This window comes from Phenylobacterium terrae, from assembly GCF_042681205.1.
GTDB lineage: Bacteria > Pseudomonadota > Alphaproteobacteria > Caulobacterales > Caulobacteraceae > Phenylobacterium > Phenylobacterium terrae.
On record NZ_JBHUEY010000001.1, the window covers coordinates 409,783 to 433,157 of the forward strand.

At 72.0% G+C, this 23,375-nt stretch carries 27 protein-coding genes; 14 read left to right on the forward strand and 13 right to left on the reverse strand.

What is annotated here, in order from left to right; translation table 11 throughout:
* The first annotated feature begins 121 nt into the window (after window positions 1-121).
* Complete coding sequence (locus ACFSC0_RS02010; protein WP_377281019.1) at window positions 122-565, forward strand: hypothetical protein; 444 nt, start codon at window positions 122-124, stop codon at window positions 563-565.
* Window positions 562-804, forward strand: a complete 243-nt coding sequence (locus ACFSC0_RS02015; protein WP_377355050.1) for a hypothetical protein — start codon at window positions 562-564, stop codon at window positions 802-804. The genes ACFSC0_RS02010 and ACFSC0_RS02015 overlap by 4 nt, the downstream gene beginning before the upstream one ends.
* Here ACFSC0_RS02015 and ACFSC0_RS02020 read toward each other — a convergent pair.
* The 6 genes from ACFSC0_RS02020 to flgB form a co-directional block, all read right to left on the reverse strand.
* Window positions 801-2,348: a glycine betaine ABC transporter substrate-binding protein gene (locus tag ACFSC0_RS02020; protein ID WP_377281017.1), complete on the reverse strand. Its 1,548-nt coding sequence runs from the start codon at window positions 2,346-2,348 to the stop codon at window positions 801-803. The genes ACFSC0_RS02015 and ACFSC0_RS02020 overlap by 4 nt on opposite strands.
* Window positions 2,345-3,109, reverse strand: a complete 765-nt coding sequence (locus tag ACFSC0_RS02025) for an ATP-binding cassette domain-containing protein (protein ID WP_377281016.1) — start codon at window positions 3,107-3,109, stop codon at window positions 2,345-2,347. Before ACFSC0_RS02025 ends, ACFSC0_RS02020 begins: the two co-directional genes overlap by 4 nt.
* A gap of 39 nt (window positions 3,110-3,148) precedes the next feature.
* Window positions 3,149-4,675 (reverse strand): tetratricopeptide repeat protein, encoded by a 1,527-nt coding sequence (locus ACFSC0_RS02030; protein WP_377281015.1) that lies wholly within the window; start codon window positions 4,673-4,675, stop codon window positions 3,149-3,151.
* A 103-nt stretch (window positions 4,676-4,778) separates the two neighbouring features.
* Complete coding sequence (gene fliE / locus ACFSC0_RS02035; protein ID WP_465264464.1) at window positions 4,779-5,093, reverse strand: flagellar hook-basal body complex protein FliE; 315 nt, start codon at window positions 5,091-5,093, stop codon at window positions 4,779-4,781.
* Between the two features lie 9 nt (window positions 5,094-5,102).
* Window positions 5,103-5,525 carry a flagellar basal body rod protein FlgC gene (gene flgC / locus ACFSC0_RS02040; RefSeq protein WP_377281014.1) on the reverse strand — a complete coding sequence of 141 codons (423 nt, stop codon included), beginning with the start codon at window positions 5,523-5,525 and terminating at the stop codon, window positions 5,103-5,105.
* Between the two features lie 11 nt (window positions 5,526-5,536).
* Window positions 5,537-5,947 (reverse strand): flagellar basal body rod protein FlgB, encoded by a 411-nt coding sequence (flgB, locus tag ACFSC0_RS02045; RefSeq protein ID WP_377281013.1) that lies wholly within the window; start codon window positions 5,945-5,947, stop codon window positions 5,537-5,539.
* A gap of 112 nt (window positions 5,948-6,059) precedes the next feature.
* Between flgB and ACFSC0_RS02050 the strand changes: the two genes are divergently transcribed.
* The 3 genes from ACFSC0_RS02050 to ACFSC0_RS02060 all read left to right on the forward strand — a co-directional run bounded on the left by ACFSC0_RS02050 (window position 6,060) and on the right by ACFSC0_RS02060 (window position 7,562).
* Window positions 6,060-6,338 (forward strand): FliO/MopB family protein, encoded by a 279-nt coding sequence (locus ACFSC0_RS02050; protein ID WP_377281012.1) that lies wholly within the window; start codon window positions 6,060-6,062, stop codon window positions 6,336-6,338.
* Window positions 6,331-7,074, forward strand: coding sequence for a flagellar type III secretion system pore protein FliP (gene fliP / locus ACFSC0_RS02055; RefSeq protein ID WP_377281011.1), 744 nt, complete (start codon window positions 6,331-6,333; stop codon window positions 7,072-7,074). Before ACFSC0_RS02050 ends, fliP begins: the two co-directional genes overlap by 8 nt.
* An 86-nt stretch (window positions 7,075-7,160) precedes the next feature.
* Window positions 7,161-7,562, forward strand: a complete 402-nt coding sequence (locus tag ACFSC0_RS02060) for an endonuclease domain-containing protein (RefSeq protein WP_377281010.1) — start codon at window positions 7,161-7,163, stop codon at window positions 7,560-7,562.
* Window positions 7,563-7,698: 136 nt separating this feature from the next.
* Here ACFSC0_RS02060 and ACFSC0_RS02065 read toward each other — a convergent pair whose 3' ends face one another.
* Genes ACFSC0_RS02065 through ACFSC0_RS02085 form a run of 5 tightly spaced genes read right to left on the reverse strand, consistent with a single transcriptional unit; the run spans window position 7,699 to window position 13,838 of the window.
* Window positions 7,699-10,641 (reverse strand): tetratricopeptide repeat protein, encoded by a 2,943-nt coding sequence (locus ACFSC0_RS02065; RefSeq protein WP_377281009.1) that lies wholly within the window; start codon window positions 10,639-10,641, stop codon window positions 7,699-7,701.
* The gene (locus ACFSC0_RS02070) at window positions 10,641-11,546 is read right to left on the reverse strand and encodes a MotE family protein (RefSeq protein ID WP_377281008.1); all 906 of its coding nucleotides are present in this window, start codon (window positions 11,544-11,546) and stop codon (window positions 10,641-10,643) included. Before ACFSC0_RS02070 ends, ACFSC0_RS02065 begins: the two co-directional genes overlap by 1 nt.
* Window positions 11,543-12,076 carry a DUF6468 domain-containing protein gene (locus tag ACFSC0_RS02075; protein WP_377281007.1) on the reverse strand — a complete coding sequence of 178 codons (534 nt, stop codon included), beginning with the start codon at window positions 12,074-12,076 and terminating at the stop codon, window positions 11,543-11,545. Before ACFSC0_RS02075 ends, ACFSC0_RS02070 begins: the two co-directional genes overlap by 4 nt.
* Window positions 12,073-13,194, reverse strand: a complete 1,122-nt coding sequence (gene fliM, locus ACFSC0_RS02080) for a flagellar motor switch protein FliM (protein ID WP_377281006.1) — start codon at window positions 13,192-13,194, stop codon at window positions 12,073-12,075. Before fliM ends, ACFSC0_RS02075 begins: the two co-directional genes overlap by 4 nt.
* Before the next feature lie 29 nt (window positions 13,195-13,223).
* Window positions 13,224-13,838, reverse strand: coding sequence for a flagellar basal body-associated FliL family protein (locus ACFSC0_RS02085; protein WP_377281005.1), 615 nt, complete (start codon window positions 13,836-13,838; stop codon window positions 13,224-13,226).
* 218 nt (window positions 13,839-14,056) lie between these two features.
* On the opposite strand from ACFSC0_RS02085, the gene flgF reads away from it, so the two are divergent.
* The 8 genes from flgF (at window position 14,057) to ACFSC0_RS02125 (ending at window position 19,464) form a co-directional block, all read left to right on the forward strand.
* Complete coding sequence (gene flgF, locus ACFSC0_RS02090) at window positions 14,057-14,794, forward strand: flagellar basal-body rod protein FlgF (RefSeq protein WP_377281004.1); 738 nt, start codon at window positions 14,057-14,059, stop codon at window positions 14,792-14,794.
* A gap of 17 nt (window positions 14,795-14,811) precedes the next feature.
* On the forward strand, window positions 14,812-15,600 hold the full coding sequence (gene flgG, locus ACFSC0_RS02095) for a flagellar basal-body rod protein FlgG (RefSeq protein ID WP_377281003.1): 789 nt from the start codon (window positions 14,812-14,814) through the stop codon (window positions 15,598-15,600).
* Entirely contained in the window at window positions 15,600-16,361 is a 762-nt protein-coding gene (gene flgA / locus ACFSC0_RS02100) for a flagellar basal body P-ring formation chaperone FlgA (protein ID WP_377281002.1), read from the forward strand. Before flgG ends, flgA begins: the two co-directional genes overlap by 1 nt.
* A gap of 11 nt (window positions 16,362-16,372) precedes the next feature.
* Window positions 16,373-17,110, forward strand: a complete 738-nt coding sequence (gene flgH, locus ACFSC0_RS02105) for a flagellar basal body L-ring protein FlgH (protein WP_377281001.1) — start codon at window positions 16,373-16,375, stop codon at window positions 17,108-17,110.
* Window positions 17,111-17,172: 62 nt separating this feature from the next.
* Window positions 17,173-17,646, forward strand: a complete 474-nt coding sequence (locus ACFSC0_RS02110; RefSeq protein ID WP_377281000.1) for a hypothetical protein — start codon at window positions 17,173-17,175, stop codon at window positions 17,644-17,646.
* A gap of 65 nt (window positions 17,647-17,711) precedes the next feature.
* A complete protein-coding gene (locus ACFSC0_RS02115) occupies window positions 17,712-18,212 on the forward strand; it encodes a hypothetical protein (protein WP_377280999.1) in 501 nt (166 codons plus the stop codon).
* Window positions 18,213-18,214: 2 nt separating this feature from the next.
* Window positions 18,215-18,718 (forward strand): hypothetical protein, encoded by a 504-nt coding sequence (locus ACFSC0_RS02120; RefSeq protein ID WP_377280998.1) that lies wholly within the window; start codon window positions 18,215-18,217, stop codon window positions 18,716-18,718.
* Window positions 18,719-18,885: 167 nt separating this feature from the next.
* Window positions 18,886-19,464, forward strand: coding sequence for a DUF4328 domain-containing protein (locus tag ACFSC0_RS02125; RefSeq protein ID WP_377280997.1), 579 nt, complete (start codon window positions 18,886-18,888; stop codon window positions 19,462-19,464).
* Window positions 19,465-19,493: 29 nt separating this feature from the next.
* On the opposite strand, the gene ACFSC0_RS02130 is transcribed toward ACFSC0_RS02125, so the two are convergent.
* Window positions 19,494-20,561, reverse strand: a complete 1,068-nt coding sequence (locus ACFSC0_RS02130) for an alpha/beta fold hydrolase (protein ID WP_377280996.1) — start codon at window positions 20,559-20,561, stop codon at window positions 19,494-19,496.
* 144 nt (window positions 20,562-20,705) lie between these two features.
* On the opposite strand from ACFSC0_RS02130, the gene ACFSC0_RS02135 reads away from it, so the two are divergent.
* Window positions 20,706-21,461 (forward strand): LytTR family DNA-binding domain-containing protein, encoded by a 756-nt coding sequence (locus tag ACFSC0_RS02135; RefSeq protein WP_377280995.1) that lies wholly within the window; start codon window positions 20,706-20,708, stop codon window positions 21,459-21,461.
* Here the strand turns inward: ACFSC0_RS02135 and dxs are convergent.
* Window positions 21,458-23,371, reverse strand: a complete 1,914-nt coding sequence (gene dxs / locus ACFSC0_RS02140; RefSeq protein WP_377280994.1) for a 1-deoxy-D-xylulose-5-phosphate synthase — start codon at window positions 23,369-23,371, stop codon at window positions 21,458-21,460. The two genes, ACFSC0_RS02135 and dxs, sit on opposite strands and share 4 nt — an antisense overlap.
* Between the last annotated feature and the right edge of the window lie 4 nt (window positions 23,372-23,375).

A 23,375-nucleotide genomic window follows, 5' to 3' on the forward strand; every position in this document is an offset into this window, starting at 1 on the left:
AGCGTGTCGATCCGAAAGCTCGCCGATCATGGTTAACGAAGGGCTACCTTTGTTAACGGATCGGACCGGCTGGACGCCGCGGCCGCGGGGCCTCACCCTCTGCGCCGGGGAGGTGCGGATCATGCGCAGGCTGCTGGGGTTTCTCGCGCTCGCGGGCGCAATGGTCGGACCGGCCGCCGCCGCCGAACGGGTGTGCCAAGGCGAGGCCAAGGGTGCGGCGGGCGAAGTGCTCGTCGTCCTGGAGGTCGACGGCGGCCGCATCACCGACGGCGGGGCCCGGTGGATGCCGCCCGCCGACCGCTCGTCCACGCCCGGCGCGGCGCTGCTGCTCGAGCGCCGCTATGCCGATCCGGAGGCGGGCGTGCTGGGCGAGTACACGGCGCTGCAAGCGCTCAATGCGGCGTCCATGGATCCCCCCGCGGCCGACCGCGCCGCCGTCGGGGTGTCGAGCAACACCATCCAGCCGATCTTCAAGGAGTGGCGCATGTACGGCCAGGCCGTCGCCGACCTGAAGGCCGGCGCCCCCTGCTCGGCGCGAGCGAAGCGGGCCAGCCGGTCAGCGTGATGGGGACGGTCCCCTTCACCCGCGAGGACGAAGGCGCCGCGCCGCTGCTCGATTCGCTGACCAGCGCGCGGACGGTGATCACCAGCGTCACCGACTTCCAGGGGGAGGTGCTGATCAGCCGGGGCCTGTTCTGGCTGACCGACCGGGCGGCCGCCGAGGCCCTGACCCGCGAGGCGCACGCCAAGGCCAAGGCCGCGACCGCGGATCCGCAGACGCTCTGCCAGGCGCCGAAGGACTAGAGCCCCAGCTTCTGCGCCAGCGCCGCCGCGGCCTGGGCCGGGGTCGCCTTGTCCGCGTCGCGGTCGACGCTGTAGTTGGCCTCGCGCATGGCCTCGACCGGGATCTTGCCGATCAGCGGCCGCAGGGCGGCGAGCAGGCGCTGGTCCCCGGCCCGTTTCGGCGAGACGAGGATCACCGCATCGTACGGCGGCAGGGCGCCCTTGGGGTCGGTGAGCACCACCAGCCGGTCGGCGGCGATCCGCCCGTCCGAGGAGAAGGCGCTGATCACGTCGGCGTCGCGCGCCAGCGCCCGGTACATGAAGGTGGGCTGGAAGGTGCGCTGCGCGCGGAACCGGAGCCCATAGGCGCTCTCCACCGCCTTCCATTCGGGCCGCGAGAAGAACTCCAGGTCGGCGCCCATCACCAGCTGCGGCGCGTGGGCGGAGAGGTCGGCGATGGAGGCGATCCCCAGCGCCTGCGCCCGGTCCTGGCGCATGGCCAGGGCGTAGGCGTTCTCGAAACCGAGGGAGCCCAGGACGAGGACGCCGTCGCGGGCCTTGAGTTCGCGGGTCAGCTCGGCCAGCACCTGCTCGCGGCCGGGGTTGTCGTTGCGGCCCAGGACGTTGGCCCAGAGGGTGCCGGAGTAGTCGACGTAGGCGTCGATCTCGCCCGAGGCGAGCGCCCGGTAGGCGATGGCCGAGCCCAGGTCCTCCTTGCGGCGCACCTGCGCGCCGCTCGCCTCCAGCTTCTCGGCCATCAGCTCGGCCAGGATGTACTGCTCGGAGAAGTTCTTCGCGCCGACGACGTAGCTGGCGGGTCCGCCGAAGGCGGCCAGCGGCAGGAGGGCGAGCAGCACGCCGGCGGCCAGGCCGGCCGCCCCGCCGATCACCAGGGCCCGGCTGCGCCGCGCGGTCCCCCGCTCGATCAGCCCCAGCAGCTGGTCGGCGGCGAGCGCCAGGGCCGCCGAGGCGGCGCAGCCGAACAGCACGAAGACCCAGTTCTCGGTCTGCAGGCCGGCGAAGATGTAGTTGCCGAGGCTCGTCTGTCCCACCGGCGTCGCCAGCGTCGCCGCCCCGATGGTCCACACCGCGGCGGTGCGGACGCCGGCCATGATCACCGGGGCGGCGAGCGGCAGCTCGACGAGCCGCAGCTTCTGGCCGGCGGTCATGCCGACGCCGTCGGCCGCCTCCAGCACCGCCGGATCGAGGCTGGCCAGGCCGGTGACCGTGTTCCGCACGATCGGCAGCATCGAATAGAGGGTCAGCGCCAGCAGCGCCGGCAGGAAGCCGAGGGCCGAGAAGCCCCGCCCCGTGACCTCCTCGCTGAGCGCCGACAGCGCCAGCAGCAGCGGGAAGAACAGCGCCAGCAGCGCCAGGCTGGGGATGGTCTGGATCACCCCCGCCCCGCCCAGCACCGGCCAGCGCAGCGCCGGGCGCCGGGCCGCCGCGACGGCGAGCGGCAGGCTGATGGCCACGCCCAGGCCCAGCGCCGCGGCGCTGAGCAGCACGTGCCAGGCCAGGTACTCCGGCAGAAGGCCGAAGGCGGCCGAGACCTGCGGGCTCATCCGGCCAGCCTCGCGTGCAGGCGGTCGGCCTGGCGGCGCGGCGCCTCGATCAGGTCGCGCACGTCCGGATCGGCGCTGGCCAGCAGCTCGGCGGCGGTCCCGTCGCCGACGATCCGGCCCGTGTTGAGCACCACGATCCGGTCGGCCAGCAGCACCGCCTCGGCGATGTCGTGGGTGACCATCAGGGTGGTCAGGCCCAGCCGCTCGTGCAGCGCGCGGTAGTCGGCCCCCAGGGCGTCGCGGGTCAGGGGATCGAGCGCGCCGAACGGCTCGTCCATCAGCATGATCGCCGGCTCGGCCGCCAGCGCCCGGGCGACGCCCACCCGCTGTCTCTGACCGCCGGACAGCTCGGCCGGGCGGCGGGCCGCGACCTCGCCCGGCAGGGCGACGAGCTCGAGCAGCTCGGCCGCCCGCGCCGCCCGCCGCGCCTCGTCCCAGCCCAGCAGGCGCGGGGTGATGGCGATGTTCTCCCCGACCGTCAGGTGCGGGAACAGGCCGATCTCCTGGAACACGTAGCCGATCCGCCGCCGCAGCTCGTGGGGCGCAAGGCCGGACGCTTCCGCCCCGCCGATCCGCACGCTCCCGGCGTCCGGCGTCACCAGCCGGTTCAGCGTCTTGAGCAGGGTCGTCTTGCCGGAACCCGACCCGCCCACCAGGGCGACGAACTCGCCGGCCTCCACCGCGAGGCTGACCCCGTCCAGCGCCGCCACCGCGCCGAAGCGCTTGGAGACGGATGCGACCTCGATCTGCGTTCCGGCCATGGCCAAGGGTTACCACGGCCAAGCCGCGGGCGCCTCCCGTCAGCCGCCGTTGGCGGTCTTCTCGGGCGTGACGGGATCGGGCGCCGGCGCGGCCGCCGGCTGGGCGCCGGTCTGGGCCTCCTCCACCGAGCGGCCTTCCAGGATCGCCTTGGCGACGGCGGCGCTCTCGCCGCCGTGGGGCGAGTTCAGCACGGGCGACAGCACCAGCGCCGCCTCTTCCTTGCGGCCCCTGTGCATCAGCGCCGCTCCGGCGTGCATCGAGATCTCCATCACCGACGGCGCAAGGGCGCGGGCCTGCAGCAGGGCCGCCACATCGTTCTCCGTGGGATAGTTGGCTTCGAGCTGGCGGCTGCGGGCGTAGTGGTAGAGGGTGCGGAAGTCGTTCGAATCCAGCGCATGCGCCTTGCCGAAGTATTGGCGCGCGGCCCTGAACCGTTCCGCCGCGCGGTCGGGCTGACGCAGGCCGGCGACGTACTGCCCGACGCCCGCGAGCACGAGCGCATCCTCGTCCGTCGGATCGGCGGCGATACGCGCATCGAGGATCGCCTGGGCCTTGTCGAGGTCGCCGTAGGTGAACTCGGCCCGGGCCAGCGTCATCTCGGCCAGCCGGTCCCCGGGATAGCGGGCGGCCTTGGCGCGGACCTGTTCGAGGAAGCGGGTGTCCGGCGGCTCGAGCGGGCTGGACATCAGCCTGAGGTTCTCCAGCAGCAGGTCGTCCGCGGACGCGGGCAGCTGCGTGACCTTCACCTCGGGCGGCGGCTCGGTGTTCTTCATCAGCAGCACCGGCAGCTTGCGGTAGCGCTGGAGACGCTTGTCGATCTGGCTCGGCTCGGCGCCTGTGGCCGCCTTGAACGCGGTGAGCGGATCTTGTCCCCGCGATATGGCGAGCATGGCGGCGTTCAGCTGATCGGCGCGTTCGGCGTCGCTGCGCATGTAGTGCATCAGCAGCCAGGCCTGGGCGTAGAAGGCGGCCTGTCCGTCGTCACGCAGGTCCGAGACACGCTTGGTCAGCAGTTCGTCGAGCGGCAGCCAGCGGCCGAGCCACAGCCACTCGACGCGGTTCTCGCTGTAGTCGCCGACCTTGATCTGCTCGGGCGTGATCTCGACCGTCTGGTAGTACTCGGCCCAGCCCTCCACGAACCACGCGGGATAGGCGGCCGGGAAGTTGGCCAGCATGAAGTGGTGGGCGTATTCGTGGAACAGGACCTGCTGGGCCTCGACGTCCCTGCGGTCCAGATCGGCCACCGCGAACATGGCCTCGTTGTTGCCGGAGTAGAAGCCGGCGATGCTCTGGTCGATCCCCGGACGGACGCGCCGCATCTGCCCGACGCCGCGCACCAGATACACCTCGACCTTGGCGCCCGCAGGGCGGTCGGCGGCGACCGGATTGAGCTGGCGCAGCACGCGGTCGAAGACGGTGAGCTTGACGGCGTAGTCGCGGACCTGGGCTTCCCGCCCCTCGCCGTAGACCACGAACCGGTCGGTCTCGGCCCGGTACCAGGCCGCCTCGGCGACCCCCGCCAGCGCCAGAAGCGCGCCGGCCGCCGCCGCCGCAGCGACTCTCATGAGGTTGCGCCAGCCCGCCAGACCCATCGCCTCACCCCCCGATGCTCGCGGAGAGTGTAGCGATCTCACAACAACCGGTCGAGCCGCAGGGGGGCGAACGCCCCTAGATCGGCATCCGCATGATTTCCTGGTAGGCGGCGATCACCTGGTCGCGGACCGCCATGACGGTCTCCAGGCTCGCCTCGGCCGCGGAGATGGCGGTGACCACGTCGATCAGCTCGGCCTTGCCGGCGACCTGGGCGGCGATCTGGGTTTCGGCCGCCTTGGAGGTCTGAGTGACGTCGTTGATGGCGTTGCGGACGAGGTCGGCGAAGCCCGGCCCCTGGGCGGCTTCCGGGCCGTCCCCGCCGCCCACGCCCTTCAGCGCCTGGCTCTGGGCGGCGCCGTAGGCCTTGGCGGCGGCGAGCGGAGTGATCATCGGTCAGCCCTACTTCTTCAGGATGTCGAGCGTGCGCATCTCCATGGCGCGCTGCGTCTCGATGACGTTGAGGTTGGCCTCGTAGGCCCGCTGGGCCTCGCGCATGTCCATCGCCTCGATGAGGGTGTTCACGTTGGGCAGCTTCACATAGCCCTTGGCGTCGGCGGACGGGTGGCCGGGGTCGTACTCGGTCTTGAAGTCGGAGGGGTCGGCCTGGACGCGGGCCATCTTCACCCCCTCGGCGCCGCCGGCCACCTTGGCCGGCTCGAACACCGGGATCTGCCGCCGGTAGGGATCCCCGCCCGGCGTGCGCGAGGTCGAGTTCGCGTTGGCCAGGTTCTCGGCGATGATCCGCATCCTGGCCTGCTGGGCCTTCAACGCCGAGGCCGCGGTCGCCATGGTCGCCGCCGAACCGGTCTTGATCTCGGGCATCTAGGGCGTCCTCACTTCGGGGTCCGGGCGGCCATGCGCAGCAGGCCCATGGACTTCTGGTAGAAGCCGATGGCCGCGTCGTAGCTCATCCGCGCCTCGGCCATCTTCAGCATCTGCTCCTCAAGCGAGACCGCGTTGCCGTCGAGGGTGACTTCCGAATCCTTGCCCTCCACCGCCCGGTGCGGGCCCGCGCGCCTCACCGTGCCGGACAGGTGCGCCTTGTTGGTGCGGGCCGGCTGGTCGGCCCCGCCGGACGCGGCGGCGGCCAGGTGGGCCTGGAAGCCGAACGGCTTCAGGTCCTGCGGCCGGTAGCCCGGGGTGTCGGAGTTGGCGACGTTCTGGGCGATCAGCCGCTGCCGTTCGGACAGGTGTCCGAGGCGGGACTTCAGCATCGCAAAGAGCGGAATCTCGCCGAGGTTCATGGGGTCCATTGGTGAAGAAACAGGGTTAACCGCGGCTTAAGGGACTCATCGACAAATCGCCCTGCAAGACCGGCGCCCCGCCCGCCCGGCGCCCCGAGAGACCCTCGCTTCGATGAACTTCGCCGACTTCGCCCAGGCGGTCTTCGCCCTGGCCCTGGTGCTGGGCCTGATCGGCCTTTGCGCCGTCGCCCTGCGCCGGTTCGGGCCGGACGCCCTCTCCCGCTTCATCCCCACCCGCAAGGAGCGCCGCATCCGCATCGTCGAGACGCTGGTGCTCGACCCGGCCCGGCGGCTGGTGATCGTGGACGTGGACGGGACCGAACAGCTGCTGCTGCTCGGCGAGGGCAAGGTGATGCCGCACGGGACGCGTCGCGAGGGCGCCGATGCTTAGAGCCCTGCCCGTCCTTGCGGCCCTGGCGCTGATCGCCCTGCCCGCCGCAGCCCAGGCCCAGGCGATCAACATCGACCTCGGCACCGGCGCCGGCCTGACCGAGCGGGTGGTCCAGCTGGTCGGCCTGCTGACCGTCCTGTCGCTGGCCCCGTCGATCGTCATCATGACCACCTCGTTCGTGCGGATCGTGGTGGTGCTCAGCCTGCTGCGCACCGCGCTCGGCCTGCAGCAGAGCCCGCCCAACGCGGTGATCATCAGCCTGTCGCTGTTCCTCACCGCCATCGTCATGGGCCCGACCTTCGAGCGCTCCTACGACGAGGGCATCCGGCCGCTGCTCGACCAGCAGATGGAGCTGCCCGTCGCCTTCGAGGCGGCCGGCGCGCCGGTGAAGACCTTCATGCTGAGCCAGGTCGACCGCGAGGACCTGGCGCTGTTCGTCCGCCTCTCGCGGGTCGAGCGACCGGCCAACGTCCAGGACCTGCCGCTGCGGGTCGTCACCCCGGCGTTCATGATCAGCGAGCTGAAACGGGCCTTCGAGATCGGCTTTCTGCTGTTCGTCCCCTTCCTGGTCATCGACCTCGTCGTCGCCAGCGTGCTGATGAGCATGGGGATGATGATGCTGCCCCCGGTGGTGGTGTCCCTGCCCTTCAAGCTGATCTTCTTCGTCCTCGTCGACGGCTGGCGCCTCGTGGCGGGGAGCCTGGTGGAGAGTTTCCAGCGGGGCGCGGGGGGATGAGTCTCCTCTCCCCCGACGCGAAGCGCGGGGGGAGAGGATTAAGGAGAGGGGCGGAGCGGCCTCTCCGCTTGCGAAGAAGCTGGTCAATGGCCCACCCTCTGGTTGTGGGCAGGATCCGGACCATCAACGAGGACCCGCTGCTGGCGCGCGCCAACGCGATGCGGCGGGACGACACCGACGCTGAGGCGAAGCTCTGGGGCGCTTTGCGCGCCCGCCGGCTCGGCGGCTGGAAGTGGCGCCGGCAGGTTCCCAAGGGCCCCTACATCGTCGACTTCATCTGCAATGACGCTGGTCTGGTCGTGGAGGTCGACGGCGGCCAGCACGATGAGCAGGTCGCGTACGACGCGAGGCGGACGGCCTTCCTCGGAGACCTCGGCCTTCGAGTTCTGCGGTTCTGGAACAGGGACGTGTCCGAGAACCTCGACGGCGTGTGCCTGACGATCCTTGAGGCCTGCGAGAGCGGCGGCGGCCCGGTGGACGATCGCTGAACCATCCGGAGCGGCCGCGATGACGGCGTCGCCCCTCTCCTCAATCCTCTCCCCCCGCACTTCGTGTCGGGGGAGAGGAGGCCTTAGCCGCGCGATCTCCTCTCCCCCGAGGCGAAGCCCGAGGGCAGGGAAAGGGTTAGCCGCGCCTCTCCGGTCCCGCAGCCGCCGCCTGCTTCTGGGCCGCCGGAGGGGGCGCGAGCACCGGGGGTTTGGCGAGCGGCGCGGGGGCGTACTGGGTCGGGCCCTGGCGGAAGCGTTCCTTCATCTTGGCGACCCAGCCGGCGAAGGCCTCGGTGTCGGCGGTCAGGCGGCCGAACTCGGCGGCGCCGAGGGAGCCGGAGCCGGCGCCGCTGAGGGCCACGCGCAGGGCCTCGGGGTTGCGCGCCTTTTCGTAGAAGCCGCTCCAGCGGCCCTCGAGGCGGTTCAGGGCGGCCTCGTCGCCGGCCAGGCTGTAGGCGACGCCGGCCCGCAGCAGGCGGCCCTCCTCGTCCGCGGAGAGGATGGCGGGGTTCTTCCAGCGCTCGCCGAGGGAGCGCTCGAAGGCGGACGCCGCGCCGGCCCAGTCCTTCTGCCGCCACATGATCTCGGCGCGCAGATCGTTCGCCTCGCGGGAGTTGTCGCGCTGGATGACCTCCAGGGCGTGCTCGTAGCGGCCGAGCATCATCAGCGCCCGGCCCTCGATGAGCCGCCGCTCGACGTTCAGCGCCGTCGGCAGGACGGTGGTGCGCGAGGCGTTGATGGCGGCCAGGGCCTTCTCCGGTTGGCGGTCCATCAGATGGATGAGGGCCAGGTCCGTGGCGACCTGGGCGCGCGGCACCCCGTCGAGGCGGTTGTTGGCCTGATAGTCGAGCAGCTCGGCGGCCTGGGCCAGCAGGTCCACGTCCACCAGCCGGCGGGTCAGCTTGCGGACCATCATGTCGCCGTCGGCGCCGATGGGGGTCAGCTCCTTGAAGTCGAAGAACAGGGCCAGCGCCTGGATCGGCTCCAGGCCGTCGGCCATGCCGTCGAGGAACAGGGTCCGGAAGGCGCCCGCCAGGTCCGCCTGCAGGGCCACCGCCTCGGGCAGGTCGGGCAGCCGCATGCCGGCCGAGCGCAGCGCCTCCAGCGCCTCGCGGTAGCGGCCCTGGTCGAGATAGAGGCGGCCGAGCGCGCGGATGGTCTCCAGCTCGGTGGCGTCGCCCCGCCAGCGGAAGCGCAGGCCGTCGAACACCTGGGCCGCCTGGGCCGGCGTCGCCTGGCCGGTCTGGTAGCGGATCTGGGTGGCGCGCAGCAGCGCCGGCGCGGCCAGCTCCTCCAGCGGCGCCTTCTGGACGGCCTGGTAGATGGCCAAGGCCCGTGCGTTCTGGCCCTGGGCCTCGAGCAGCCGGGCCTGGACCAGGCGGGTGGCGAGGTCCTCCCGGGGGCCGGCCCGGGCCATCAGGGCGAGGTTGACGCGGGCGGTGGCGCCGGCCAGGTCGCCGAGCGCCAGGGCGGCCTTGGCGTCGCCACGGGCGAAGCGGGCCTTCCACCGGGCCGGGAACTGGTTGAAGGCGGAGGCGCCGGCGGCGAAGGCCTGCCGCCCCTCGGTCCAATCGGCGCCCTGCACGGCGATGTGGCTGCGCCAGAGCGCGCTGGCCGGATCGTCCGCCAGGGCGGGCGAGGCGAAGTCGGCGGCCGCTTCCTGATGGCGGCGGGCCATCACCTTGGCGATGCCGCGCAGGCCGCGGAACTCGGGGTTGGAGAGCTGCCGCGGGTTGGTGCGGGCCAGCTCGTTGAGCACGCCGATGGCTTCGTGCGCCAGCTCCGAGCCGACCAGGAACCGGGCCAGGGCCAGGCGGGCCGCGACGGGGGCGTCCTTGCCCTTGGCGATCTCCTCCGAGGCGGCGTCGAGCAGGGCGTTGTAGCGGGCCAGGAACCCGCCCGAGCCGGTCTTGGCCCAGTCCTCCCGGACCAGGCCCGGCAGCGCCGCGGGCAGGGGCGCGCCTTCCAGGCCGGCGGCGGCGTTCTTGCGCGCGCCGCCCTTCGAGAGCACCAGGCCCTGCGGCCGGACGATGCTGACCAGGTCGCCCCGCCGCGAGACCAGCAGGTTGTCGGCGTAGGTCTCCATGGCCAGGCCGTGGGCCGTCGGCAGGAAGGCGAGCTGGACGTACTCGCGGCGCGAGGGGAGCACCTTGGCGGGACCGAGCGCGGTGGCGATGGTCAGCTCGTCGCCGACCACCGGGTCCGTCATCCGCACGATCCGGCTGACGCCGGCGACCGCGGCGACCAGGCCGGCCGGGCCGGCGACATCGTTGCGGGCGACGCCGATCACCCCCGGGGTGACCGGAGCGCCGGCGCCCAGGGCCACGGTCCAGACCGGCCCTTCCTGGCTGACGCTCACCGGCACGGTGGCGGGCGAGGCGATGCGCACCGCCGCATAGTCGGCGCCGTGATAGGCCCGCGCGCCGCTCAGCTGGCGCAGGCCGCGGGGCGTCTTGGAGACGTCGATCCGCGCCGGGGCGTCGAACACCACCCAGACGGCGTCGCCGCGCCGGAACACCGCCGCCCCGTTGGGATTCGCCCACGGGAAGGTCAGCAGCACCTGTCTGCCGTCGAGCTCGGCGCCCATGCGCACGACGCCGCCGGCCGGGATCGGGTTCGGGCGGGCGACCTCGGACGGGTCCGCCTCGGCGGTCTTGGGCTCCGGCGGCGGCGCGGCCTTCTCGAAGACCACGACGTAGGGCGCGCCGTCGGCGACGCCGGTGCGGGCGTCGGCGTCGTCCGCCAGCGTCAGGTGCAGCTCCAGGGCCCCGCCCACATGCTTCTGCTCGGCGCCCTTCAGCCAGCGCGGCGGGCTGACCCGCAGGCGGGAGATGTCGGGCCGGGCGTCGCGGCTGAAGCGCAGGACCAGCAGCTGGCCCTCGCGCCGGGTCGTCATCCTGGCCCCGCCGCGCCAGTGGAACTCGATCCGCGAGAAGTCGTCGGCCTGGCCGACGCGGACCTCCAGCGCCCCGTTCGCGGCGGCCACGCGTTCGGGCGCGGCCAGACCGGCCGGCGGCAGGGCCACGGCCAGGATGGCGGCCGCGGCCGCCGAGGCGCGCAGGGCCCGGGAGAGGCTCATCAGCCCGGCTTGGCCGCCGGCTCGGCCGGCTTGGCGGGGGCGGCCTTCTCGGCCGGCGCGGGCGCGGCCGCCGCGGTCTTCTCGGGCGCCGGCTTGGGCGCGGCGGGCTTGGGCGCAGGCTTCTTCGGCGCCGGCTTGGCGGCGGGCGGAGCGGTCGCGGCGGCGAGCTTGACGGGGTCGGCGGCCGGGGCCTGGGCGGCGGCCTGAGCGGCCTGAGCCGCAGCCTTGGCGGCGGAGTGGCGGCGCGCCAGGGCCTCGGTCAGGCGCTTGGCCTCGGCCGGCTTCATCTCTGCGAGGATGGCCGAGAGCACCCGCTCCTTCATCTTGGCGGCGATCGGCAGGCGCACGGAATCGTCCAGCAGCTCCATCCGCGGGGCCGCGTCCTTGGCCTTCATGGACTCGAAGACCTTCACCAGCCGGTCGGTCTCGGCGGCCTCCTTCTCGTCGGCCTGGGTCATCAGCCCCTGGACCTCGGCCTTGAGGGTGTTCATCTGCTTCAGCTTCGCGTCGAGCTTGGCCTCGGCGGCGGCCAGCAGGGCGAGCTGGACGTTGAGGTCCTGTTCCCGCTGCTCCAGCTGGCCCCTACGGGCGCCCAGGCTCTGCAGGACCTGCAGCTCGGCGGGCGAGAGGCCGGCCTGGCGGGCGAGTTCGGCGGCGGTCGGGGCGCACACCGGGGCCGGCGGCTTGGGCGCTGCGGCCGAGGCGCCGGGCGGCACAGCGGCCTTGCCGGCGGCGGGCGCGGCCTCGCCGACGGCGGCCTTCTCGCCGGGCTTGGCCTCCTCGGCGAAGGCGGTCGCGCCGGAAAGCAGGTCCGGCAGCGCCCGGGCGCCGGAGACGGCGTTGAGGGCCAGCACGCCGCCGATGGCGACGCCGATCAGCGGCAGGATGCGGGGCATGTTGCTCATCGGCGAAGCCTCAGGCGGCCAAGCCCGGCCTCGTCGGCCGGGCTGTCGAACAGGTCGTCATCGAAGGATCTGGGGCGGGCCAGGGTCAGCGGCCGCTCGCCGCCCGCGGGCGGTTCGGGCGTCGCGCGCCGGCGCTGGGCCTCGGCGAGCAGCGCGCCCAGGCGCCGGTCGCGGTCGCCCAGCTCCAGCACGTCCTCGTCGCCGGCCCGCGGCGCAGCCGCGCGGGGCGGGACCCGGCTCGCGGCGGCCTCGGCGGCGGCGGTCAGGCTCTCCAGCTTGGAGGCCAGCTCGCGGCCCTTGGTGATGCGGTCGGAGAGCAGGTCCATCGCCTCGTCGCCGGCGGCGCGCAGGTCGGCGAGGCCCTTCTCCGCCCGGGCGGCGGCGGCGTTGAGGTCGGCGACCGCCTTGGCGAAGCCGGCCTGGCTCTCGCGCAGGACGTTCAGCCGCCGGTTCAGCCGCCAGCCCATGGCCAGCGCCGCGGCCAGCAGCGCCGCCAGCAAGACGTTCAGCCCGATCGCGACGGCGCTCATGAGGTCCTCTGGACGGCGCGCCGGGCGTGGGGCGACAGCGGCGCCTCCACGCGGACGGCGATGTGGTGGTTGCGCCGGCCCATGCGGCCGACGGTGAGCGGGATCGACCCGGCGCGCAGTTCAACGACGCTGTCGGGCGTGGCGTTGAGCATCAGGGTGTCCCCCTCCTTCAGCGCCAGCACGTCCTTGAGCGGGATCTGCAGCTCGTCGAGGACCGCGCGGACCTCCATCTGCGTGGTCCACAGCTCGGTCGCCAGGTGGCCTTCCCAGATGTTGTCGCGGCCGAACTTCTCGCCCATGAACTGCTGCAGCAGCAGCTTCCGGACCGGCTCGAGCGTGGCGTAGGGCAACAGGAGCTCGATTCGCCCGCCCCGGTCCTCCATGTCGATCCGAAGCTTGACCAGGATGGCCGCATTGTTCGGCCGGGCGATGGCGGCGAAGCGCGGGTTGGTCTCCAGCCGGTCGAGGGTGAAGTTGATCGGCGCCGAGGGGCGCAGCGGCTGGAAGGCGGTCTTGGCGTCGGCCAGGATGACCTCGACCATCTTCTGCACCAGCACCCGCTCGATGGTGGTGTAGGGCCGGCCCTCGATGCGCATGGCCGCGGTGCCGCGCCGTCCGCCCAGCAGCACGTCGACGATCGAGTAGATCAGGTTCGAATCGACCGTCAGCAGGCCGTAGTTGTCGAGCTCCTCGGCCTGGAACACGGCCAGGATGGCCGGCAGCGGGATCGAGTTCAGGTAGTCGCCGAAGCGGATCGAGGAGATGTTGTCGAGGCTGACCTCGACGTTGTCCGAGGTGAAGTTGCGCAAGGACGTCGTCATCAGCCGCACCAGGCGGTCGAAGACGATCTCCAGCATCGGCAGGCGCTCGTAGGTGACGAGCGCGGAGTTGATGATGGCGCGGATGCCGGTCCGCTCGGCGGCCTCGTCCTCGGTGAGGTCGAAGCCCAGCAGGCTGTCGATCTCGTCCTGGTTGAGGATCCGCTCGGCGCTCATCAGCGCTTCCGGATCGGGCGAGTCCTCCCAGCCGCCCGGAGCCGCCTCGCCCTTCTCGGCGGCCTCGGCGTTGGCGGCGGCGGCGGCGGCGATGGCCGCTAAGGGGTCGGTCTGGTCACTCATGGCGGGGCGTCACGAGGCGCAGGGAGCGCCTAGTTGATCAGCATCTCCTCGATGAGCACGGCGTTGACCTTGGCCGGGGCGACCACGAGGTTCACCCGCCGAAGGATCTCCATGCGCAGCTGGTAGCTGCCCTGGCTGCCGTTCAGGTCCTCCGGGCGCAGCTCGCGCAGGAAGGTCTGGAACATGTCCTGCAGCCTGGGCATGTTCGGATCGAGCACCTCGACGGTGTGCTCGTCGGGCAGCTCGAAGGTCAGCTTCAGCTTGAGGAAGGTCGGCCGCCCGTCGGCGGTCTGCATGTTCACGACGATGTCGGGCAGGGTGTAGAAGGTGACGCCGTCCGGGCCGGCGCGGACGACCGCCCCGCCGGGCGCGGCCTTGCCCTTCTCGGCGTGGCCGCCCTTCTCCTTCTTTTTCGGCTTCTCGGCCTGGGCGCCGGCCTTGTCGCCTTTCGGCGCCAGGAACATGTAGGCCGCGGTCCCGCCCCCGCCGAGCACCACCAGGGCGCCGGCCGCGCCCATCAGGACCAGCTTCAGCGGAAGCTTCTTCTTGCCCTCTGCGACCTCGCCTTCGGCGCCTTCGCCCTCGGGGGCGTCGGTCTCGGTCGCCTCGGCCTCTTCGGGCTTGGGCTTCTTTTTCCCGAACACGCGCGCGTTCCTTAGAATCCTTGTTGCTCGTGTGTGCGCGCCGATTGGTTAACGGGTCGTTTTTAGAGCTTGTTAAGGCGGCAAAACCCGGCCCGGAAATTTCCGCCGGCCGGCCGCCGTTAACCGTCTTTTCCGCTGAATTGATTGGCGTTTCGGACTGGCCTGAAGCTTGCAGGCGGAAGGGCGAGCAAACTGTCGCAACGAGCAAAAGCTTTACGATGGACAACGCCCTCTATGTCGGACTGTCGCGGCAGATCCTGCTGCGCCGCGAGCTCGACATCGTGGCCAACAACATCGCCAACGCCGACACGACCGGCTTCAAGGTCGAGTCGCTGCTGGCGAGGGCCGAGCCGGCCGCCCCGGCCCACACGGCCGACGGGCCCAAGCCGGTCAAGTTCGTGGTCGCCAACGGCGTCGCGCGCGACTTCGGCCAGGGCGCGCTGCGCCAGACCGGCGGCGCCTTCGACCTGGCGATCGAGGGCATGGGCTTCTTCCAGGTCGACACCGCCGACGGCCCCCGCTTCACCCGCGACGGCCGCTTCCGCCTCGACGAGGCGGGCCGCATGGTCAGCCAGAGCGGTCATCCGGTGCTGGGCGACGGCGGCGAGGAGATCGTCATCGACCCGGCCCAGGGCCCGGTCGCCATCGGCAAGGACGGCACCCTCAGCCAGGGCGAGGAGCAGGTCGGCCGGATCGGCGTCTTCACCTTCGACGACCTGACGGTGCTGGAGAAGACGGGCGACAACCAGCTCCGCAACGCCTCCAACGCCCAGCCCCAGCCGGCGGCCGACGCGGTCGTCCGTCAGGGCTTCATCGAAGGCTCCAACGTCAATCCCATCGTCGAGATCACCCGGATGATCGAGGTCAGCCGGGCCTACACCTCGATCTCCAAGATGATGGATTCCGAACAAGAACTCGCCCGCCGCTCCGTCGAGCGGCTGGGCCGCGTGCAGTAAGAGGAAGGGCTCCAGCGATGCAGGCTCTGCGCACCGCCGCCACGGGCATGTCCGCCCAGCAGATGAACGTCGATCTCATCTCGAACAACATCGCCAACATGAACACCGTCGGCTTCAAGCGCCAACGGGCCGAGTTCCAGGACCTGCTCTACCAGACGCTGGAGATGCCCGGCGCGCAGTCCTCGGACCAGGGCACGGTGGTGCCGACGGGCGTGCAGATCGGCGCCGGGGTGAAGGCGGGCTCGACCTACCGCATCCATGCGCAGGGCTCGCTGACCCGCACCGACAACCCCTACGACCTGGCGATCGGCGGCCGCGGCTTCTTCCAGGTGCAGATGCCGTCCGGCGAGATCGGCTACACCCGGGCCGGCAACTTCTCGGTCAACAACGAGGGCCTGCTGGTCACCGAGGACGGCTACGCCATCGAGCCGGCGATCAACGTCCCGGCCGACGCCACCGCGGTGACCATCTCCAAGACCGGCCAGGTGCAGGCCGCGACCGCGGGCCAGACCGAGCCGCAGGTGCTGGGGCAGATCGAACTGGCCACCTTCGTCAACGAGGCCGGGCTGATGGCCATCGGCGACAACCTCTACCTGGAGACCACCGCTTCCGGCGCGGCGACCGTCGGCGCCCCCGGCGCGGAGGGCGTCGGCGACCTGATCCAGGGCCACATCGAAAGCTCCAACGTCGATGCGGTGAGCGAGATCACCGCCCTGATCGTCGCCCAGCGGGCCTACGAGATGAATTCCAAGGTCATCTCCGCCGCCGACGAGATGCTGCAGACCGCCAGCCAGGTGAGCCGCTGATGGTCCGCAAGGTGAAGGTGCTGGCCGGCGCCCTGGCGGGGCTGGCGAGCGTGGTCTGGGTCTCCTGGGCCTGCGCCGGCGTGCCGGTCGTGCTCAAGGCGCAGACCGTGGACGACGACGGCGTGGTCACCCTCGGCGACCTGTTCGAAGGCGCCGGCGAGGCCGCGAACGTGCCGGTGGCGGCCAAGCCCGGCCGGTCGGTGATGTTGCACGCCGCGGCCGTGCAGTCCCTCGCCCGCCGCTCCGGCCTCGACTGGCCGAACGCCCAGGGCCTGCGCCTGATCGCGGTGCGGTCCGGCGAGACGGGCGCCGCCGCAGCTCCGGCGGCGACCGCCGTTCGCGGCAACGTGGAGGTCCTGACCTACGCCCGCAGCCTCGCGGCCGGCGAGATCGTGGGACCGGAGGATCTGGTCTGGGCCAAGGCCGCGGCCGCCCCGGCCGACGCCCCGTCCGACGCCGAGCGGGTGATCGGCCTGGCCGCCAAGCGCCCCCTGCGCGCCGGCGCGGCCGTCTCGGCCCGCGACGTCTCGGCCCCGCAGGTGATCAAGAAGGGCGACATGGTGCTGGTCACCTACGCCGACGGTCAGATCAGCCTGACCCTGCAGGCCAAGGCCGTCGGCGCCGCCGCCGCCGGCGAGAGCTTCAACGTCCAGAACCCCAGCTCGGGCAAGGTGCTGCAGGCCGTGGCCACCGGTCCCGGCGAGGCCGTGGTCGGCCCCGCCGCGCTCCAGCTCCGCGCCCGCACCTTCGCGTCCCGCTAGAGGCCCATCCCATGCGTCCGCTTCTCGTCGCCCTCGCCGCCCTGGCCCCGCTCTGCGCCTGCACCACCGTCAAGGAGGCCGTCCAGGGCCCGGACCTGACGCCGGTGCGCTATCCCGCCGTCCTGGTCCCGCAGCAGCAGGACGTCATGCACCTGGCCTCGGCGCGCGAGCCGGCGCCCCAGCCGGCCTCGGCCAACTCCCTGTGGCGCTCGGGCGCGCGGGCCTTCTTCAACGACCAGCGGGCCAACCGGGTCGGCGACATCCTGACGGTGCAGATCGAGATCGACGACTCGGCCAAGACGACCAACGCCACCAGCTCCTCGCGCACCGCCAACACCCACGCGGGCGTGGAGAACTTCTTCGGCCTGGAGTCCAGCCTGGGCCGCGTCTTCCCGGGCGGCTTCGATCCGGCCAACGCGATCAACACCGGCTCGACCACCTCCAACGCCGGCGCGGGTTCGGTGAACCGGGCCGAGAAGATCAACCTGACCATCGCCGCGGTGGTCACCGCCGTGCTGCCCAACGGCAACATGATGATCCAGGGCACCCAGGAGGTGCGCACCAACTACGACGTGCGCCAGCTGGCGGTCAGCGGCATCGTGCGGCCGGAGGACATCTCCAGCGCCAACACCATCCGCCACACCCAGATCGCCGAGGCGCGGATCAGCTACGGCGGCCGCGGCGACATCAGCCGCGTGCAGAAGACTCCGGCCGGCCAGTCGCTCGTGGAGCGTTTCACCCCGTTCTGAGCGGGGCCGGTGAACCTCCGCCGGTTTCAATAGTTAATGAGTGACGTCCGGGAGCGTCACTCATGCGCCGTCGCGCCATCTTCACCCTCGTCGCCTCATGCCTCGTCGTGGCCTGCGCCAGCCAGGGCCAGGGCGCCCTGCCGGGGCTCGCCTGGTTCCTCTACGAGAGCGAGGGGGAAGGCGCGAAGCTGGCCTACGGCGCCCCGTCGAGCGACAACGTCGTGCTGATGATGACCTGCCAGCCGCACTCCGGCCAGGTGACGGTGTCGGCCGTGAACTCCGGCGATTCGGCGCAGATCCGGCTGACCTCCGCCGGCGAGCGCGCCGACTTCTTCGGCGAGGCCGGTCCGGCCGGCCTCGGCCAGGGCGTCTATGTGGAGGCCGCCGCGCCGGCCGATCATCCGGCGCTGGCCCGCTTCGCCCGCACGGGCGAGCTGTCCCTGCACGACGCCGACCACTCGGCCCGGCTGCCGGTCCGCGTCGCCGAACGCGGCCGGATCCGCGACTTCTTCGCCGCCTGCCGGGCCGAAGTCTGAGCGCACGTTCCGGCGAGGCCGCGCGTCGCACTGGACCGGCGCGGGCGCGATGCTAGCTTGGCCGCATGAAAGCCCTCCCCTTCCTCGCCGCGCTGGCCGTGCTCGGCGCCTTCCCCGCACAGGCCCAGGACCTCGACTGGAGATTCCGCACCAGCCCGGGGCATAGCCACCTGGTCTACGGGCCGGAGGGCAGCGACGTGGGCGACCTCTGGTTCCGCTGCCGCGACGCCAGCAGCCGCATCGTCGTGGCCTTCAACGTCGAGCGCCGGATCGGGGTCGAGCTGCGCGGGACCACCTACTACGACGAGGCCGGCCGCCCGGCGCCCTGGCCGGTGCGGGTGACTGTCGCCTCCGGCCAGCACCGCGCCGCGCTCAGCGGCCAGGCCCATCACGACGAGGCCCGGGAGGCCTCGTTCATCACCGCCGACTTCCCCATGGGCGGGCCGGTGCTGTCAGCGTTCGGCCGCAGCGGCGAGTTCTCCGCGAGCGCCTTCGGCGAGACCACCAGCACGCCGCGCGCCCCGGCCGAACTGGTCCGCCAGTTCCTCGAGGCCTGCCAGCCCTGACCATGAGAGCCGCGCTTATCCTCGCCGCCGTCCTGACCGCCGGCGCCGCCCAGGCGCAGGAGGCCGACCCCGCGCCCCGGTGGATGGGCGCGGTGGAGAAGACCGAGGCCCACCTGACCTACGCGGTCCCGGAGTCGGACGAGGTGGAGCTCTCGCTGAACTGCACCCGCAAGACCGGCCAGATCCGCATCTTCTTCCCAGTCGAGGAGCGGCTGGCGGAGACCCTGCGGGGCTCCACCTGGCTGGACAAGGTCGGCCGGCCCGCCCCCTGGCCGGTGAGCGTCACCGTCGCCTCGGGCGCGCAGTCCACCACCGTCCGCGGCGAGGCCCACCCCGACGAGCTGGCCGGCGGCTCCAGCATTAGCGTCGAGCTCACCGACCGCGCCCCGGTGATGCAGGCCTTCGCCAAGACCGGCGAACTGCGGGTCAGCGCGCTGGGGACCACCGTCGCCGTGCCACCCGCCCCCCGCCGCGACGCGAGCCGGCTGGTGAGGGCGTGTCGCTAGGGCGTTCACCCGGTTGAGTCGTCATTTGCAGACCACCGCCCGGTAGTTGTAGACAACTCCCAGGGGGGAGCATGGCCTCAGGGTCTAAGCGTGAACCGCTGCCGCCGGCGGCGCTCGGACGGACCGTCGTGCTTTGGCTGCGGCTCGACATAGGAGGCAACGCGCTGGTGTTGCTTGTCACCTGGCTGCACCTGCGCGCCCTCAGCGGCCTCGACCCGGCAAAGACGTACGATCCCGTAACCGGCGTAGCTGAAACGGCGACCCTCGACATCCTGCTCAGCTCGGTGGCGCTATTGCAGCTCGTCATCTGGGTGATAGCCGCCTTCCTGGTGTTGAAGTGGATCTACCGGACGAAGCTCAATGCCCATGAGCTCGCCACCGGTCTGCAGACCTCGCCAGGCTGGGCCGTCGGCTGGTTCTTCGTTCCCGTCGTCAGCCTTTGGATGCCGTTCGAATCCCTCCGGGAGACGTGGAAGGCGAGCCATGACCCCGCCTCCTGGCCAGGCCTCAAGACCCCGGCTCTGCTGTATGGCTGGTGGGCGCTTTGGATTCTGTCATCGGTGATCGGCCTTGCCGCCCTTCCCGCGACCCTGCAGGCGGACACCGTCCGCGAGCTCCACACCCTGGACGTGGTTGCGATGGTGACCTACCCGCTGAATATCGTAGTGAATCTGATGTTCGCGCAGATCGTCCGACGCCTATCGGAGGCGCAAACTCACGCGCTGAGTGCGAGAGCATTCGCGTAAAGGCCGACGGCCGCCAAGATCGCCTGGCTTCAGCTCTTCGCCGCCATCCCCAGCGGCCGAACCTCCTCGACGAGCAGCCGGCGCAGCTGCGGCCAGTGGCTCACCTGGGCGAAGTGCCCGCCGCCGCGGACGGTGACGAACCGCTTGCGCGGCGCCTCGACCACCTGGAACCAGCGCCAGGCGAGGCCGTGGGGCGTGAAGTCGTCCGCCTCGCCCTGGAAGACGAAGATGGGCGTGTCGAACTCGGGCCCGAGGGCGAACAGGTCCCGGTCCTGTCGCACGCGGTAGAAATGCGAGGTCCCGCCCCTGAATCCGTCCATCCAGTTGCGCGCGTCGTCCAGGCTGAACCCGGGCGCGGTCATCAGGCCGCCGAGGATCTCGACTGCGCCGGGCGCCCCGTCCTCGTACGCCATGGCCCACCTGCGCTGGACGCCCAGTTCGTCCTGGGAGCGCCAGGGCGGCGGCCCGAGCCGCTCGAGTTCGGCGATCGCACGGCGGTCGCCGCGGGCCCGCGCCTTGGCGAGCACCTGCCGGTAGCCGATCTCCTCGCCCATCCGGCCGTGCACCACCTGGCCCGCGCCGACGTAGGCGTAGAAGAGCTCCGGCCGACGCCGGATCATGTTCACCCCGACGTAGGTCCCCCACGAGGAGGCGAGGAGGCCCACCCTGGCCTTGCCGAGCCGCCGGCGCACATGCTCGGCGACCGCGATCCCGTCCTCAGCGAAGCGGTCGTCGGTCAGCCCGGGATCGATCCGCCGGCCGGCCCGGGCGAACGAGCGGCCGGCGCCCGGCTGGTCCCACTTCACGATGGTGAAGCGGTCCTCCAACGGATGCGGGACGAGGTGGCTGGTGGCGTAGCCCGGGCCGCCGTCCAGGATCAGCAGGACGGGGTTGGCCCGGTCGCGGCCCCGGATGGTGACCCATTGCTCGGTCCCGTTGATGCGGACGTAGCCGGCCTCGGAAATTCCTGCCGGGTCGCCGATCTGCGCCGTCGAGGCCGCCGCGGCCTGGGCCGCGGCCCTGAGGACGAACCCCGAGACGACCGCCGCCGCGATCACCACCACAACGCCGAGCGCCCACCGCTTCAGTCTTCGCATCCGTACCTCCCCTGCTCTCGTCGACCCCAAGGGAGCCGGCCGGGCCGGGACCGGCAACGACGGTTGCGCCAGTCGGCCGCTCGGGTGCGCGGACCCGCCGCGCGGCCAATTCACGAACCGCCGTTCGGCAGCTAGCATCGGGCCATGACGCCGGCGGAAGCGATCGGGGATCGGCGGGTCTGGGTGCGCGACATCGCGTTCACCGCGGTCGCCGCGCTGACCATCGCCGTCATGGGACCCTACGGCTCCTACGACGCGCCCCTGGAGGAGCGGATCGTCCGGAGCTTCGCCTACGGCTTCTCGGGCCTGCTCATCCTCTGGCCGCCGATGCGGCTGGCGCTGCGCGCCGGCGCGCGGGCAGGCCTTCCGGACCTGTTCGTGATGGTGGCCGGGCTAAGCCTGCTGGCCGTCCCGGTCAGCGCCGTCACCTGGCTGGTCGGCCGCCTGTTCGAGGCGGACCCGGTCTCGAGCGGCCTTCAGCGCTACTTCGCGGTTCTGGCGATGGTGCTGCCGGTGGGCGTCGGCTACCTGTTCGTCGATCGCTGGCTGGAGCGGGAGGAGAGGCCGCCGGTCCGCCCGGAACCGGCTCCGCCGAGGCTGCTCGCCCGCCTGCCCGGCCGCCTCGGCCGCGAGGTGCTGGCCCTGCAGGCCGAGGACCACTACGTGCGGGTGCACACGAAGGCCGGGTCGACCCTGATCCTGATGCGGCTGGCGGACGCCATCGCCGAACTCGACGGGCTCGAGGGCGAACGGGTGCACCGGTCGTGGTGGGTGGCGAGGTCCGCGGTCGCCTCGGCGCGCCCCGACGGGCGGCGCATGACGCTGACGCTCGCCAACGGCGTCGAGGCGCCGGTCACGCGAGACGCAGTCCCGCGCCTGAGGCGCGCCGGCTGGATCTAGGCCCGGCGGCCCGCAGCCGAGGCGTTGTCGACGCCGAGTGCCGAGAGCGCCGCGCGGAGGATGCCGTCGGCGTCCAGACCGGCCTGGGCGTACATGGCCTCGGGCTTGTCCTGGTCCTGGAAGACGTCGGGCAGGGTCAGGGTGCGGATCTTCAGGCCACGGTCGAGGGCGCCGTGCTCGGCCAGGGCATGCAGGACGAAGGCGCCGAAGCCGCCGACGGAGCCTTCCTCGACGGTGATCAGGCACTCGTGCTCGCGCGCCAGCCGCAGCACCAGGTCGAGGTCCAGCGGCTTGGCGAAGCGGGCGTCGGCGACCGTGGCGGTGTAGCCGCGCACGGCCAGCAGGTCGGCGGCGCGCAGGGATTCGGCCAGACGGGTGCCGAAGGAGAGGATGGCGACGGCGTTGCCCTCGCGCACGATGCGGCCCTTGCCGATCTCCAGCGGCTCGGCGACATCGGGAATGGCCACCCCGGTCCCCTCGCCGCGCGGATAGCGGAAGGCGCTGGGCCGGTCGTCGATGGCCACGGCGGTGGCGACCATGCGGGCCAGCTCGGCCTCGTCGGCGGCGGCCATCACCACCATGCCCGGCAGGGCGCCCATGTAGCCGACGTCGAACGAGCCGGCGTGGGTCGGTCCGTCGGCGCCCACCAGGCCCGCCCGATCGATGGCGAAGCGCACCGGCAGGCGCTGGATGGCCACGTCGTGCACCACCTGGTCGTAGCCGCGCTGCAGGAAGGTCGAATAGATCGCCGCGAACGGCTTCATGCCGTCGGCCGCCAGGCCCGCGGCGAAGGTCACCGCGTGCTGCTCGGCGATGCCCACGTCGAACATCCGGTCCGGGAAGCGCTTGGCGAACATGTCGAGGCCGGTGCCGCTATCCATCGCCGCGGTGATGGCGACGATCTTGTCGTCCTTCTCGGCCTGCTTGATCAGCTCGGCGGCGAACACCTTGGTGTAGCTGGGCGGCCCGCCGGAGCCCTTGGACTGCTCGCCGGTGACGACGTTGAACTTCTGGACGCCGTGGTACTTGTCCGCCGCCTTCTCGGCCGGGGCGTAGCCCTTGCCCTTCTGGGTGACCACGTGGACCAGCACCGGCCGGTCCTTGATCGAGCGGGCGTTCTTCAGCACCGGCACCAGGGCGTCGAGGTCGTGCCCGTCGATGGGCCCGACGTAGTAGAAGCCCAGCTCCTCGAAGAAGGTGCCGCCGGTGACCATGCCGCGGGCGAACTCCTCGGCCTTGCGGGCGGCCTCCTGCAGCGGCTTGGGGAAGGCGCGGGCCATCGACTTGCCGACCTTGCGCAGCTGCTGGTAGCCGCCGCCGGAGACCAGCCTGGCCATGTAGGCGCTCATCCCGCCGACCGGCGGCGCGATGGACATGTCGTTGTCGTTCAGCACGACGGTCAGCTGCTTGGTCGACTCGGCGGCGTTGTTCATCGCCTCGTAGGCCATGCCGGCGCTCATCGAGCCGTCGCCGATCACCGCCACCACCGAGTTGTCGCGTCCCTCGCGGTCGCGCGCGACGCAGAAGCCGAGGGCGGCCGAGATGGAGGTCGCCGCGTGGGCCGCGCCGAACGGGTCGTATTCGCTCTCGGCCCGCTTGGTGAAGCCGGACAGGCCCCCGCCCTGACGCAGGGTGCGGATGCGGCTGCGCCGGCCGGTGAGGATCTTGTGCGGATAGGCCTGGTGGCCGACGTCCCAGATCAGGATGTCCTTGGGGGTGTCGAACACGTGGTGCAGGGCCACGGTCAGCTCGACGACGCCCAGGCCCGCGCCCAGGTGTCCGCCGGTCTGGCTCACCGCCTCGATGGTCTCGGCGCGCAGCTCGGCGGCCAGCTGGTGCAGGTCAGCCTGCGCCAGGGCCCGCACGTCGGCGGGCGAGTCGACCTTGTCGAGGAGGGGGGTGTGGGTCATCGGG